The 13,803-nt window shown below is 57.9% G+C and carries 13 protein-coding genes; 8 read left to right on the forward strand and 5 right to left on the reverse strand.

The features are described from left to right. Positions 1–7: 7 nt before the first annotated feature. On the reverse strand, positions 8–1,090 hold the full coding sequence (locus K7H21_RS20550; protein WP_004130230.1) for an efflux RND transporter periplasmic adaptor subunit: 1,083 nt from the start codon (positions 1,088–1,090) through the stop codon (positions 8–10). A gap of 69 nt (positions 1,091–1,159) precedes the next feature. After that, positions 1,160–3,883 (reverse strand): cation-transporting P-type ATPase, encoded by a 2,724-nt coding sequence (locus K7H21_RS20555; RefSeq protein WP_185912903.1) that lies wholly within the window; start codon positions 3,881–3,883, stop codon positions 1,160–1,162. A 492-nt stretch (positions 3,884–4,375) separates the two neighbouring features. Between K7H21_RS20555 and K7H21_RS20560 the strand changes: the two genes are divergently transcribed. Next, a complete protein-coding gene (locus K7H21_RS20560) occupies positions 4,376–4,624 on the forward strand; it encodes a DUF1158 domain-containing protein (RefSeq protein WP_004848573.1) in 249 nt (82 codons plus the stop codon). Here the strand turns inward: K7H21_RS20560 and K7H21_RS20565 are convergent. After that, positions 4,553–6,175, reverse strand: coding sequence for an alpha/beta hydrolase-fold protein (locus K7H21_RS20565; RefSeq protein ID WP_223035312.1), 1,623 nt, complete (start codon positions 6,173–6,175; stop codon positions 4,553–4,555). The two genes, K7H21_RS20560 and K7H21_RS20565, sit on opposite strands and share 72 nt — an antisense overlap. Before the next feature lie 153 nt (positions 6,176–6,328). Here K7H21_RS20565 and K7H21_RS20570 point away from each other — a divergent pair, with 153 nt between their 5' ends. Continuing rightward, positions 6,329–8,473 (forward strand): TonB-dependent siderophore receptor, encoded by a 2,145-nt coding sequence (locus K7H21_RS20570; RefSeq protein WP_004130223.1) that lies wholly within the window; start codon positions 6,329–6,331, stop codon positions 8,471–8,473. Positions 8,474–8,509: 36 nt separating this feature from the next. Here the strand turns inward: K7H21_RS20570 and K7H21_RS20575 are convergent, their stop codons facing one another. After that, a complete protein-coding gene (locus tag K7H21_RS20575) occupies positions 8,510–8,851 on the reverse strand; it encodes a RamA family antibiotic efflux transcriptional regulator (RefSeq protein ID WP_004130221.1) in 342 nt (113 codons plus the stop codon). A 32-nt stretch (positions 8,852–8,883) separates the two neighbouring features. Further along, positions 8,884–9,984: an MBL fold metallo-hydrolase gene (locus K7H21_RS20580; RefSeq protein WP_142467833.1), complete on the reverse strand. Its 1,101-nt coding sequence runs from the start codon at positions 9,982–9,984 to the stop codon at positions 8,884–8,886. A gap of 190 nt (positions 9,985–10,174) precedes the next feature. On the opposite strand from K7H21_RS20580, the gene K7H21_RS20585 reads away from it, so the two are divergent. From K7H21_RS20585 to K7H21_RS20610, 6 genes are all read left to right on the forward strand, one after another. After that, positions 10,175–10,756 (forward strand): TetR/AcrR family transcriptional regulator, encoded by a 582-nt coding sequence (locus tag K7H21_RS20585; protein WP_004130217.1) that lies wholly within the window; start codon positions 10,175–10,177, stop codon positions 10,754–10,756. Next, positions 10,756–11,124 (forward strand): MmcQ/YjbR family DNA-binding protein, encoded by a 369-nt coding sequence (locus K7H21_RS20590; RefSeq protein ID WP_049113529.1) that lies wholly within the window; start codon positions 10,756–10,758, stop codon positions 11,122–11,124. Before K7H21_RS20585 ends, K7H21_RS20590 begins: the two co-directional genes overlap by 1 nt. 118 nt (positions 11,125–11,242) lie before the next feature. Beyond that, entirely contained in the window at positions 11,243–11,896 is a 654-nt protein-coding gene (gene nfsB / locus K7H21_RS20595; protein WP_087828701.1) for an oxygen-insensitive NAD(P)H nitroreductase, read from the forward strand. Positions 11,897–12,147: 251 nt separating this feature from the next. After that, positions 12,148–12,582 (forward strand): PTS sugar transporter subunit IIA, encoded by a 435-nt coding sequence (locus K7H21_RS20600; protein WP_223035313.1) that lies wholly within the window; start codon positions 12,148–12,150, stop codon positions 12,580–12,582. Further along, positions 12,575–13,045 carry a PTS sugar transporter subunit IIB gene (locus K7H21_RS20605; protein WP_004099987.1) on the forward strand — a complete coding sequence of 157 codons (471 nt, stop codon included), beginning with the start codon at positions 12,575–12,577 and terminating at the stop codon, positions 13,043–13,045. Before K7H21_RS20600 ends, K7H21_RS20605 begins: the two co-directional genes overlap by 8 nt. Positions 13,046–13,059: 14 nt before the next feature. Beyond that, the gene (locus K7H21_RS20610) at positions 13,060–13,803 is read left to right on the forward strand and encodes a PTS mannose/fructose/sorbose/N-acetylgalactosamine transporter subunit IIC (protein ID WP_004099986.1); all 744 of its coding nucleotides are present in this window, start codon (positions 13,060–13,062) and stop codon (positions 13,801–13,803) included.

Consider the following 13,803-nt stretch of genomic DNA (forward strand, 5'->3'; position numbering starts at 1 on the left):
CTCTCCCTTATTCACTCAGCAGCTGAACGGCCGCGCCGTCACGCAGGCGCTGGGCGCCTTCCGTCACTACGCGCTCCCCCGCTTTCAGGCCATCGGCCACCACGAAGCTCTGGCCATGCTGACCGGCGGGGGTCAAGCGGCGCATCGTCACGGTGTTGTCCGCCGTCAGTACCCAGCTGTAAAAGCCCTGCGCATCTTGCCGTAGCGCAGAAGCAGGGATCATCGGGCTCTCCTGAAGCTGCCGCGGGCGGAAGAAAATGGTGACGTTGCCGCCGGGCAGCAGGCGGTGCTGCGGGTTAGCGAATTCAGCGCGCAGCGCCACGCTGGCGGTGCGGCTATCAATACGGTTATCGACGGAGGTCAGAACGCCGTCTTCACGCCGTCCATCGACATCCACCTGCGCCAGCCACGCTTCCTTCAGCGCGGCAATATCCGTGTGCTGCCCCGCTTTGGCGAAAAAGGCGGTTTCATCCAGCGAAAACACCACCCGAATCGGATCGAGCTGGACCACATCGGCCAGTACCCCGCTGGCAGGGTTCACCAGGCTACCGACGTGAAAAGGACTATGGCCGACGCGCCCGGTGACCGGCGAGGTAATGCGGGTGTAGCCGAGCGTAATCTGCTGGGCGGCAATGCGCGCCCGGGCCTGCTCCACGGCGGCGGCGGCGACATCGCGCTGCATCTGCGCGGTATCAAGGTCGTTGCGGCCAATCGCGTGGTTATTGATCAACTGCCGGTAGCGGCTCAGCAGCTGCTGGGCCTGGCGTAGCGACGCCTGGGCGCTCTTCAGTTCAGCCTGGGCCAGCGCCAGTGCGGCTTTCGGCTGGGCGTCATCCAGCGTAAACAGCGGATCGCCCTGGTTGACGTACTGCCCATCCTGGAAGTGGCGCTGCACAATCTTTCCTTCGGTGCGGGCGCGAATATCGACGGAGTGAATGGCCTCAACGCGGCCGGAGATTTGCCGTTCGCCGGCGTGCGGCGCGTGTTCCACGGTGACGACGCGGACCGGAACGGCCGGCGCGGCGGCGGCGGCGAGCGCGTAGCCTGCCAGGCCGCAGGCCAGCAGGGCGGAGCGGATGATCTTGTTCATGGGGAATTCCTTACGACGATGCGGCGTCCCTTCCCCGCAGGAGAAGGGACGCCGGGCGAGTCAGTCACGCTACGCGGTTTTACGGAAACGACGGGTCAGGCGCTTCTCAACTTCCACCACCAGGAACATCGCGATACCGATGACCAGCGTAATGAACCAGTAGCGCAGCGGCAGCCCTTCGGTGCCAAACATCGTCTGCATCACCGGTACGTAGATGATGGCCAGCTGCATCAGCAGCAGCACGCCGCTCACCAGCCAGATGCCTTTGTTGCGCAGGAGCCCCATGTTGAGCGAGAAGCTGTCGCTGCTGCGGCAGTTAATCATGTACACCCACTGTGCGGTAACCAGCATCTGCAGCAGGACTGTACGAATAAACTCCGGGCTGTGGCCGCGCGGTGCCAGCCAGGCTTCAAGAATAAAGGCAGCCACGGCAATCATCGTGCCGACGAAGGCGACGCGCCAGACGGCGAAGGCGTCCATAACGTGCTGGCCGGTTTTACGCGGCGGGCGGTTCATGGCGTTGCGCTCGGCGGCTTCAAACGCGAGGCCGAAGGAGAGCGTGGCGGAGGTGGCCATGTTCATCCACAGAATCAGCACCGGCGTCAGCGGAATGATATTCCCCGCCAGCAGGGCGATAATAATCAGCAGCCCCTGCGCCAGGTTGGTCGGCATGATGAACAGAATGGTCTTCTTCAGGTTGTCGTAGACCCGACGCCCCTCTTTAACCGAACTGGCGATGGTGGCAAAGTTGTCGTCGGTGAGGACCATGTCGGCGGCCTCTTTGGTCACCTCGGTGCCTTTAATCCCCATGGCGATCCCGACGTCGGCCTGGCGCAGCGCCGGGGCGTCGTTGACGCCGTCGCCGGTCATGCCAACCACTTCACCGTTATCCTGCAGCGCTTTCACCAGGCGCAGCTTGTGCTCCGGGCTGGTACGGGCAAAGATATCGTACTCAACGGCGGCTTTCGCCAGCTCGGCGTCGTCCATGTGCTCCAGCTGATAGCCGGTCATCGCCTGGCGGCTGTTGGTGATCCCCAGCATCTGGCCAATGCTCATCGCCGTCTGCGGGTGGTCGCCGGTAATCATCTTCACGCGGATCCCCGCGTTCTGGCAGGCGTGGATAGCGTCAATCGCTTCCGGACGCGGCGGGTCCATCATTCCGGCAATGCCGAGGAACACCAGACCTTCGCGCAGATCGTCGTGGGTCAGCGTGGTGCTGCCGACGTTCGCCGGTTTGTAGGCGGCGGCGACCATACGCAGGCCCTGACGGGCAAAGCGCGCCATCTCCTCTTCCCAGTACTGCGGCTCAAACGGCACCGCCCCCTGCTTGCTCAACTGATGGCGGCACAGGGCAAAAATCACGTCCGGCGCGCCGGTAATCAGCACCTGCTCGACGTCGCCCATTTTCTGGTGGGTCGCCATGTACTTGTACTGCGAGTCGAACGGGATTTTCGCGACCAGGCGGGCATCGACGGGCGCAAGCTGCGCTTTCGCCGCCAGCACCTTCAGCGCGCCTTCGGTCGGCCCGCCGGTAATGCCCCACAGGCCGCGCTCGTCCTGAATCATCTGGCTGTCGTTACACAGGTCGATGGTGCGCAAATAGGTTTCCAGCACGCTGCCCGCTTTAATCTGCACCGGCTCGTTACTGCCTTCCAGGCAGATGTTACCCTGAGGCTCGTAGCTGTCGCCCTCGACGCGGTAGCAGCAGTCGGCGGTGATGATCGCTTTGACGGTCATCTCGTTCATCGTCAGGGTGCCGGTTTTATCCGAGCACACCACGGTCATGGCGCCCAGGGTTTCCACCGTCGGCAGCTTGCGGATAATCGCCCGCTGACGCGCCATCGCCTGTACACCCAGAGAGAGAATAATCGAGATAATCGCCGGTAAGCCTTCCGGCACGGCGGCCACCGCCAGGCTAATCAGGGAGAGCAGCAGCTCGCCGAGAGGAATGTCGCGCAGCGCGAGGCTGAAGACGAACAGCGCGGCCATCATCGCCAGGATGATAACGAAAATCGCTTTACCGAGCTTATCCATCTGCACCAGCAGCGGCGTGCGGTGCTTCTCAATGCCCGCCATCATCTGGTTGATGTGGCCGAGCTCGGTCTCCTGACCGGTTGCGGTCACCACGCCAACGCCGCCGCCGGCGCTGATGGTTGTGCCGGAGAAGAGCATATTGGTGCGGTCGCCCAGCGGCAGTTCGCCTTCCAGCGCGTCGGTGGTTTTATCCACCACCGTCGACTCGCCGGTCAGAATCGCCTCTTCGACCCGCAGATTATGGCTCTCAATCAGGCGCATATCGGCAGGCACGCGGTCACCTGCGCGCAGTATCACGATATCGCCCGGCACCAGGTCGCGGGTCGGGATGGTTTCATGCTTGCCGCCGCGCTGCACGCGCGCGTCGCTGGAGAGCATATTGCGGATGCCCTGCAGCGATTTTTCGGCGTTGCTCTCCTGGATATGACCGATCAGGGCGTTGATTACCGTGACGCCAAGGATGACGAGCGTATCGACCCAGTGGCCCATGACCGCGGTGAGCGCGGCAGCGGCCAGCAGGACAAAAATCAGGACGTCGTTAAAGTGGGCAAGAAAGCGCAGCCAGGCCGGCTTGCCTTTTTTCTCCGGCAAGGCGTTGGGGCCGAAGGTCTTCAAACGCTCGGCGGCCTCGGCGGAACTGAGGCCGTTGGCATGGCTTTTATTCTGCGCCAGCACCGCATCAACCGTCTGCTGATATGCGCGGCGTGGCGCAGCATCCCCTGATGGGGTGGTATTATTAGTTTTGATCGTTTTGGTCAAAATATATCTCCCTTAAAATTCCGTGAGGCGGAAAGCCTGGAATCATTCCGGGCCAATGAGAAAAATTTTAAACAGCGGAGATAATTTAAGCTTGCGCAATATTTAATCTCTCGCAAATACAAAATTTGTGGTAAGTTAATTCTATAAATCAACTATTGCAGAATATTAATAAACCAAAACTAAACGAGGTCTACTATGTTTGGAATCTACCGCGGACGCCGTCTGGTACTGTACATCCTGCTGGCTATTATCATCGCTACTTTGGTGGGATATAGCACCTATACTTTTGTAAAAGCGCTGGCATAATAATGACGTTAATTTACATTGTAATGTAATTAACTTAATCACAAATATTACCAAAATAATTAACAAGGGAATAATTGAGGACGTTTAAATATAATATCCAATGCGTATTATGATTACGTACGAAACAATATTGCATTAATTCTCTTTTTACCGGACAATATGTTTTTAACTGATGATTAACAAATAATGAAACATCCGCTAGAAACGCTCCTCAGTGCCGCCGGCATTCTGCTGCTGGCTTTGCTCTCCTGCCTGCTGTTGCCGGCGCCCTCTCTGGGCCTGACGCTGGCGCAAAAGCTAGTTGCGACATTCCATCTGATGGATCTCAACCAGCTTTATACCCTGATCTTTTGCCTGTGGTTTTTAGCGCTGGGCGCGGTTGAATATCTGCTGCTGCGCTGGGTCTGGCGTCGCTGGTTTTCCCTTGAACGCTAAGCCAGCCAGGTCGCGCATGCCGCTGACCAGCGCTTCGCACCACGCGGCGTAATCGTGGCCGCTGGATGAGGGATGGAAGCTCACCGTATACCCCTTCTCTTTTAGCACCCGCTCAAATTCAAGCGTATTGGCATAAATGCCGCCGTCCGGCCCGCTGGTTTCGAATTTCCCCGCCTGCAGCCAGAAGCGCACCGGATAACGCGGCGACTGCTGGTACTGGCGGGTCAGCCAGCTGGCCTCCTCCCCTTGCGGTGCCCACCAGTATGACCCGGACAGGCTTAATACGTTGCCAAACTGTCGCGGATAGCGCAGCGCTACCCAGGATGCGGCTAGCCCGCCGTAGCTGGAGCCGGCGACCACGGTTTTTTGCCGGCTCAGGCTGAGTCCCTGACGACGCAGCCACGGCAGCAGCTCATGGGCCATAAAATCGGCAAAGTGCGGATTTGGCGGCAGCTCCTTCGCCCGTCGCGAATGATCGAGACTATCGATAAACACCACGTTGATCGGCGGTAGCCGATGGCTGGCGATCAGGGCATCCAGCACGTTGGCGAGGCGGTACTCGTGCTGGTAAGTTTTGCCGTCAAAGAGCAGTAGGGTCCAGCGCGCGGGCTGCGGCAACCGCGGGCGATAAATCAGCACTTCCCGCGTATTTTGCAGAAAGTCGCTGCGCAGCTGATGGCGGGTTAAGACTCCGTAGCGTAGCGGCTGCGCCATACGCTGGGCGGTGCAAAAACGCGCGGCGTTGAGGGCCAGCAGAGAGTGGCGATTCCAGCGGTCGTGGGCGGCATTGATACTGTTCGGGTTGAGAGGGTCAGCCTGGGCGCTGACCAGAATTGCCCGCCGCTGTTCCCGCGCGCTGCCGTTTACCTGCGGCACGTCCGGGGCCAGCTTATACTGCATGAGGGTATCGGCGGGCACCACGTAGCTGCGAAACCAGACGTCAGAATCCCCGAGGCGAAACAGCGGATCGTGATCCCCCGCCGGCGAACCCAGAATAAACACGTTGCGGCTCGCCCCGCGCCACAGGAAAGTTACCCGCTTATGGCCGGCGTCCACCGGTTCCACCATTGGCGTCCCTTCCCGCTCGCGCTCCTGCCAGAAATGCGTCGTTGAACCTCCCGCCGCCAGTTCACGCTTTAGCCGCTGCAGGCGCGGGCTGACCGGATCCAGCGGCTGAATTTTGGCCAGCGCGGTGGTTTCCCGCATCTGCCACTGAAAGCGCCAGCGCGCCCCCTCTTCGCCGTGCAGCACCAGCGAGGAGGCGCGGTTTACCGGCAGAGAAAATAGCAGGGTTTGCTCGCCGTCCGCCGGACCGCCCGCCAGCAGCGTGCGCAGACGGCGGTTATTGTTATCCAGCAGTCGGGCATCGGTGACGCCGGAGAGGGTCGCCGCGACGTAGTTCTCGCCCAATGTCGGCAGGTCAAAACAGACCTCGCCGCTGGCGTCGAATTTCCCCTGTAGTTCACCCTGTAACGAGGGAGATTCGCAGTTCATTGCCGCCGCCGGTAGGGCACTCATGCCAATCAGCAGGCCGCTCCACGCCGTCTTCATTAGCCGATAGTTCCTTGTAAGAATTTGTTAATAACGCTAATGCAAACAATAACTATTTGCAATAACATTAACGCCATTAATGTTAGCCGCCGGTCGATTCCCCTCGACGCGGGCGTTTTTTGATGGCGATTCAACCAAGGATAAAAAATAAACATGTTTAAATATAATAAGATAAAAGCTTTCTGGGCCGCGGGCGTGGCGGCATCTCTGTTTGGCGGGCCGGCGCTGGCGGCGGAGGAAACGATCGTCGTCACCGCCGCCAGCGGCGAGGATCCCACCGCGCCGCTGAAGGGAATAGTGGCAACAAAAACGCTGTCGGCAACAAAGACCGCCGCGGAAATCGTCAAAACACCGCAGTCGGTATCGGTGGTCACCCGCGATCAAATGCGGGCGTTGGACGTTACCTCGGTTTCACAGGCGCTGCGCTATAGCGCGGGCGTTTTTACCGAATACCGCGGTTCATCTAACCGCAACGACGAGGTATTCGTACGCGGTTTCAGCTACGTGCCCAAATTCCTCGATGGCCTGAGCTATGGTGCCACCGCCTCGTCGCAAACCGGCACTTTCGATCCGTGGCTGCTGGAGCGCGTCGAACTGGTGCGCGGCCCGGCCTCGGTGCTGTTTGGGCAGGTCAACCCCGGCGGGCTGATTAGCATGACCAGCAAACGCCCGACCAGCCAGCCGATTCATGAGGTGCAGTTCCGTACCGGTAATAACCATCTCGCCGAAGGCGCTTTCGACATTGGCGGTCCGCTGAGCGATGACGGCCACCTGCTCTATCGCCTGAACGGGATCGCCCGCACCCAGAATAACCAGATCGATGACTATAAAGAGACGCGGATGGCTATCGCTCCCGCCCTCACCTGGTATCCTAATGACGCCACGCGCTTTACCCTGTTAACCAGCTATCAGAAAGATCCGGATGCCGGCTACCGTAACTTCCTGCCGCGTTACGGTACCGTGGAAAGCGTCGACGGCAGCTATATTCCGCGCGATTTTAACGTCAGCGATCCCAACTACAACCAGTCGTGGCGTGAACAAACGATGATTGGCTATGAATTTGAGCACCAGCTCAACGATACCTTGACTCTGCGCCAGAACGCCCGTTACGCCACCATTAAACAGAAGTATCGCTACCTGGTTTATTCCACCAGCGCCGCCAACAGCTCGGTACTCTCCCGCCGCGCCCAGCATGAACAGCGCCAGACCGATGAGTTTGGCATCGATAACCAGCTTGAAGCGCAGTTCGCCAGCGGTCAGGTGGCGCATACGGTGATTGGCGGTGTGGATTACAAAACCAGTAAGGATAAGCAGTATCTTGGTCGGGCCGGCGGCTCGCAGTACGATATCGACTGGCGCAGCCCGACCTACGGGGTTAACGTCGATGAAAGCGCCTTCAGTCCCGCCACTAATGAACAGCAAAATCTCGACCAGGCTGGGGTGTATGTTCAGGATCAGCTGAGCTGGCGAAACTGGGAACTGTTAGTTTCCGGGCGCTACGACTGGGCGGAAGTACGCACCACCGATTTTACCGACGCCAGCAGCACCCAGCAGAATGATAATAAGTTCACCTGGCGCACCGGCCTGCTGTACGCCTTTGATTCCGGTCTTTCCCCCTATATCAGCTACAGCACCTCCTTCGAACCTAACCTGCAAACCAACCGCGCGCCGGGCGTCGGACCGTTCGATCCCAGCGAAGGCAAACAGGTTGAGGTGGGTCTGAAATACCAGCCTAACCCAAACGCGTTAATGACCCTCGCGCTGTACGATTTGACGCAAAGCAACGTCGCGACCTACAACAGCGCGGCCGGGTGGTTTGAGAACAGCGGTAAAGTGCGCTCAAAAGGCGTTGAAGCCGAAGCGCACGCGACGGTCTTCGATAACCTCAATCTGATCGCGTCTTACACCTACACCGACGCGGAAACCGTCAATACCACTGTCGTCGGTACCGAAGGGAAAACGCCGGCACGCATTCCGACCCATATGGCTTCGGCGTTCACCAGCTATACCCTGCCGGACGGCGCGTTAAAAAGCCTGACCGCGGGCGTTGGCGTACGCTATATCGGCACCAGCTACGGCGATGCGAAAAACACGTTTAAGGTACCAGCAGTGGATCTGTACGACGCCATGGTCAGCTATGAGTTAGGCGAGCTGAATTCAAGCCTGAAAGGGGCGAAAGTACAGTTCAACGTCAACAATCTCGCCAATACCAAATACGTGGCCTCCTGCGCCAGCGATAGCGCCTGCTTCTACGGCATTGGCCGGACGGTGACGGCGACAGTAAACTACGCCTGGTAAGAAAAACGTCCGCCGGTCTTCCCCCGGCGGACGTTTTCAGTGCGCGCGGCTGTGATTTTCTTTACGGTAGGCGCCCGGCGGCAGGTTAAACGTGCGGGTGAAGATGCGGGTAAAGGTTTGCTGCGAGTCAAAGCCGTATTTCAGGCAAATATCGTAGACCCGCTGATCGGTATCGCGCAGATCGCGCGCCGCCAGCAGCAGCTTACGCTCGCGGATATAGCGCCCCAGACTCTCCCCTTTATACTGTAAAAACAGTCGTTGCAAATGCCACTTCGAATAACCGGCGTGGCGCGCAATATCGTCAATACGTAGCGGCTGATGCAAATTATCATCAATCCACTCGACGATTGTATCAATGACCTGAGCGGAAATAGTCATATGTCCTCTCTCCTCCTGAACCACTCTCATCGTTAGCGCCACCAGGCGTTAAATGATTGCGTTTTATCGGCGACCCAAACCGGCTCACCCAACATTGGCGTCAGCAGTCGCCACGGTCGCCCTGTGCTGGCCTCCGCCAGCCTTTTGTACGGATCGTCCCATGTGTGTTTTGCCAGCACGAAGCGCCCGGCGTGACCCGGCAGCACCGCGCGTGCATGAACATCGTCAGCGGCTTGCGCCGTCTCTTCCGGCATCATGTGGATGTACTTCCAGTCCTGGTCATACTGACCGTTTTCCATGATCGCCAAATCCACTTCGCCAAACTGTTCGCCGATGGCTTTAAAGTGCGGTCCGTAACCGCTGTCGCCGCTGTAGTAAATTTTCTGCTGCGGGGTAACGAACATAAAGCTGGCCCACAGGGTCTGGTTGCGCTTGAGGCCGCGGCCGGAAAAGTGGCGCGCGGGCAGGACGTGTACCGTCAGCTCATCGCTCACCTGCACCGACTGATTCCAGTCCGCCTCGCTGATTATCGCGCTCTCCATTCCCCAGTAGCGCAGGTGCGACCCCACGCCCAGTGGCGTCACCACGCGCCTGACCTTCGGCATTAGAGCTTTGATGGTGGCGTAATCGAGGTGGTCGTAATGATCGTGCGAGATAATCAGCAGGTCGATATCCGGCATGCCCTCAGCGTGCCACGGGTAATCCCCGGCGAAGGCCTTATTAATAAACGAGAACGGCGCGGCATAGTTGCTAAATACGGGATCAATCAGGATGCGTTTGCCCGCCAGCTGCAGATACCAGGAGGAGTGACCGAGCCAGACCATCACGTCCTGCCCTGACGGCAAGCCCGCCAGATCGGTGTTCACCAGCGGCAGCGGCTGTGCAGGTCTGGCATTTTCACGTTTGGCGACCAGAAACTCCCACCACGCGGCCAGCATATTTTTTTGCCCGGTAAAGCCAGGCGTCGGAAGCTGATTGTGAAACTGACCGTCGTGATAGTGCGGCGACTGCTCCACCAGGCTGAGCTGCGCGCCCTGCGGCGCCTGACCAAATCCGGCATTTAACACAAACGGCAAAGTTGTTGCTGACGCTAATAACATGATGGCGACCACGCTGAAAGTGACACAGTTCATATCCTGACCTGGCGAAATCCTCCTTCCTGGAGGTTTTTGTTATAAGGCTTGATTATGAGTGAGTAAGCACTCATTATTAGGAAGAAGCTGAAAGTCGTCAAGACGATTTTCAAATTTTGACAGACAGCGTTGCAGTGCCCATGTCAGGCATGCTTAGATCGTGGTTTTATCATATGTGAGGTAAAGTGTAGTGGCTCGTCCTAAGAGTGAAGATAAAAAGCAAGCGTTACTGGAGGCCGCAACCGCCGCCTTTGCCCAATCGGGAATCGCCGCCTCAACTTCCGCCATCGCCCGCAGCGCCGGGGTTGCCGAGGGTACGCTGTTTCGCTACTTTGCCACCAAGGACGATCTGCTCAACGAGCTTTATCTGACTATAAAAGCAGACCTGGTTAAGACAATGATCGCGGGTCTCAATCCGAACGAGACCGAGTCGAAAGAGAACACGCGCAATATCTGGAACAGCTATATCGGCTGGGGCGTGCGTAATCCCATGGAGCATAAAGCGATTCGCCGGATGGCGCTGAGTGAAAGGATCACCGACGAAACCCGCAACCGCGTCAAAGAGATGTTTCCCGAGCTCAATGAACTGTGCCAGCGTTCCATCAAGCCCGTTTTTCAATCCGAAGAATACCGCACCTTTGGCGATGCGCTGTTTCTTTCGCTGGCCGAAACCACCATTGAATACGCCTGCCACGAGCCGGAACGCGCCGTGCGTTTTGTCGAACTCGGCTTTGAAGCCATGTGGCAGGCGCTTGCCGAGGACAATAGCTGATGGACCCCCGCTCGCTGCATGACCACGCGCATCGTATCGCGCTGGAGCTTCCCTTTACCGAGCACTGCTGGCCGTTTGGCCCGGAGTACGATGTGTTTAAAATCGGCGGGCGGATTTTTATGCTGACCGCGACGGTTCGCGGCCGCGCGCTGGTCAACCTGAAGTGCGATCCGCAGAAATCGCTGCTTCATCAGGCGATATACCGCAGCATTGAGCCCGGCTATCACATGAACAAAAAGCACTGGATCACCGTGGTTCCCGGCGAAGATATTAGCGTAGATCTGCTGGCGGAACTGATCGATGATTCGTGGAACCTGATCGTCGATAAACTCAGCAAAAAAGAGCAGCAGCGGCTGCGCCCGCGGTGATTTTCAGCGCTGCGCGATAAGTGTTATCGCATTTTTGCCCCTTATCTTTTTTCCGTCATCGCTGTACTCTTCCTTCACGAAACGCACCCGCAAGGGGTTGTAAACAGTGAGGAAGAGTATGGATATCGTATCGGTTGCCTTAAAGCGCTACTCCACCAAGGCCTTTGACGCCACTAAAAAGCTAACTGACGAGCAGGCGGAAAACCTGAAAACGCTGCTGCAGTACAGCCCGTCAAGCACCAACTCCCAGCCGTGGCACTTTATCGTTGCCAGCAGCGATGAAGGCAAAGCGCGCGTCGCCAAAGCGGCGAGCGGCACCTACGTGTTTAACGAACGTAAAATTCTTGATGCCTCCCACGTGGTGGTTTTCTGCGCCAAAACCGCAATGGACGACGCCTGGCTTGAGCGCGTGGTCGATCAGGAAGAGGCCGATGGCCGCTTTGCGAACGCCGAAGCCAAAGCCGCGAACCACAAAGGCCGTACCTTCTTTGCCGATATGCACCGCAAAGAGCTGCACGACGACGATCAGTGGATGGCGAAGCAGGTTTATCTCAACGTCGGCAATTTCCTGCTGGGCGTCGCGGCCATGGGTCTGGACGCCGTGCCGATTGAAGGCGTCGACTTCGCGATTCTCGATGCCGAATTCGACCTGAAAGCCCAGGGCTACACCAGCCTGGTGGTGGTGCCGGTCGGCCATCATAGCGTCGAAGACTTCAACGCGACGCTGCCGAAATCACGCCTGCCGCAGGCGACGACCATTACCGAGATTTAATTCCCTTCTGCCGGGAACGCCCGGGCCATGGCGCAGCAGCGTCTCGCCCGGGGCTTTCTTCACCCCTCTCTTTCCCCCCCTCTTTTTCTGCCGTTTGTGCCAGGTTTCCGGCGCTAATAAGCCCGCTTGTGCCAGGAATAACGCCTTTAGTGTGAACCAACCTATTTAATTAATTGATAAATAATATTTTTTATTTCTGGCATGCCCTTTGCTCTTAACAGATACCACTATCTGGATGAAGGAGAAACCGGGTGAAACATATCTATGTGGCCAGCCACGGCCATTTTGCTCGCGGACTGGTGAACAGTTTGTCGCTGCTGATTGGCGACGAACACGGCGTTATCCCGGTCTGCGCCTATGACGAAGATATCGTGACCACCGAACAGCTGGAGCAAACCCTGGAGCATCTCATCGTCCAGGCGAATGGTGATGAAGTGGTGGTCTTTACCGACCTGCTTGGCGGCAGTATCAACAATAGCGCCGTGAGCGTCTTGATGCGCCATCGTAACGTTTTCGTGGTCGCCGGAATTAATCTGACTCTGCTGCTGGAGTTTCTGCTGTGCGAAGAAGCCACTACCGAGGCCGCGATTGTCTACGCCACCGGCGCGGCGCGTGAATCCATTGTTTTCATCAACCCTCTAATAACACAACCACCCTCTGACCCACAGGGAGAATCTCATGATTAAACTCGTGCGCATTGATTATCGGCTGCTGCACGGCCAGGTGGTTTTTGCCTGGACCCGAGCGCTGGATATCGACCATATCATCGTCGCTAACGCCAAAGCCGCGGCGGATGCCTTCATTACGATGTCGCTTAACCTGGCCAAGCCGGCGGGCGTCACGCTGGACATCGCCACCGTTGAACAGGCGGCGGAAAAGCTTAACGGCGGCAAGTTGGATCATAAAAAAGTCATGGTGGTCCTTGGCAATACTGCTGAAACCCTCGCGCTGGTGGAAAAAGTCCCAGGAATTAACGCCATTAACTACGGCGGTCTGCCGCAGAAAGAGGGCGCAAGACAATTCGGCAAGGCCATCTATCTGACCGAAGAGGAAATCGCCGATAGCAGAGCGCTGAAAGAAAAAGGCATTCGGCTGGAGATGCGTCAGGTACCCGCCCACTCGGCCGAGCTCCTCAACGAACAACTTTAACTTCGGAGGTCACTATGTTGCTCACCGCAACGTTACTCGGACTGATTGCCGCCCTGGGGATCCTCGATGGCCGCCTGCTTGGGGTATCGATGATCGACCGGCCGCTGGTGATGTGCGCCCTCACCGGCCTGGTCTGCGGCAATCTGCATGAGGGGATTCTGATTGGCGCTACGCTGGAGCTTATTTTTCTCGGCAACGTCGCCATCGGCGCCGCGCACCCACCCGATATCGTGACCGGCTCCGTACTGGCGACCGCGTTTTCGATCATGTCCGGCCGCGGTCCAGAGGCTGCACTCACCATCGCCATCCCCGTCTCAATGCTGGCGCAAACGCTGGGCATTCTGGTTCGCGTGGTGAACGCCCGCTTCGGTCATCTGGCGGACCGCTATGCGGCGCAAGGTAATACCCGGATGGTCGGCCTGATGCACCTCGGCGGTCCGACGCTGCTCTATTTTTTAAACGGATTTCTGCCGGTTTTTTTCGCCATCCTGCTCGGCTCTTCGGCGGTTAGCTGGTTCCTTGAGGCGATTCCGCCGGTGATCACCAACGGATTGATCGTCGCCAGTAAGATCCTGCCGGCGCTCGGCTTCGCCCTGCTGATCAGCATGATGCTCAGCAGCAAACTTATGCCGTACCTCGGTCTGGGATTTCTGATAGCGGCCTACACCAAGCTGGATATTATCGCCATCGCGCTGTTCGCCGTGGTGTTGGCTTTTATCATCAGCCAGTTTCTTAATCTTAAGCAGCAGGAGAGCTAA

The organism is Klebsiella sp. CTHL.F3a (assembly GCF_019890895.1).
GTDB classification, from domain to species: domain Bacteria; phylum Pseudomonadota; class Gammaproteobacteria; order Enterobacterales; family Enterobacteriaceae; genus Klebsiella; species Klebsiella grimontii.

Excerpts from the sequence above, each read along its gene's own strand:
- K7H21_RS20580 (WP_142467833.1), bottom strand. The coding sequence starts at position 9,984 with ATGAACTGTGTCACTTTCAGCGTGGTCGCCATCATGTTATTAGCGTCA.
- K7H21_RS20570 (WP_004130223.1), top strand. The coding sequence starts at position 6,329 with ATGTTTAAATATAATAAGATAAAAGCTTTCTGGGCCGCGGGCGTGGCG.
- K7H21_RS20605 (WP_004099987.1), top strand. The coding sequence starts at position 12,575 with ATGATTAAACTCGTGCGCATTGATTATCGGCTGCTGCACGGCCAGGTG.
- K7H21_RS20610 (WP_004099986.1), top strand. The coding sequence starts at position 13,060 with ATGTTGCTCACCGCAACGTTACTCGGACTGATTGCCGCCCTGGGGATC.
- K7H21_RS20575 (WP_004130221.1), bottom strand. The coding sequence starts at position 8,851 with ATGACTATTTCCGCTCAGGTCATTGATACAATCGTCGAGTGGATTGAT.
- K7H21_RS20550 (WP_004130230.1), bottom strand. The coding sequence starts at position 1,090 with ATGAACAAGATCATCCGCTCCGCCCTGCTGGCCTGCGGCCTGGCAGGC.
- K7H21_RS20560 (WP_004848573.1), top strand. The coding sequence starts at position 4,376 with ATGAAACATCCGCTAGAAACGCTCCTCAGTGCCGCCGGCATTCTGCTG.
- K7H21_RS20565 (WP_223035312.1), bottom strand. The coding sequence starts at position 6,175 with ATGAAGACGGCGTGGAGCGGCCTGCTGATTGGCATGAGTGCCCTACCG.
- nfsB (WP_087828701.1), top strand. The coding sequence starts at position 11,243 with ATGGATATCGTATCGGTTGCCTTAAAGCGCTACTCCACCAAGGCCTTT.
- K7H21_RS20590 (WP_049113529.1), top strand. The coding sequence starts at position 10,756 with ATGGACCCCCGCTCGCTGCATGACCACGCGCATCGTATCGCGCTGGAG.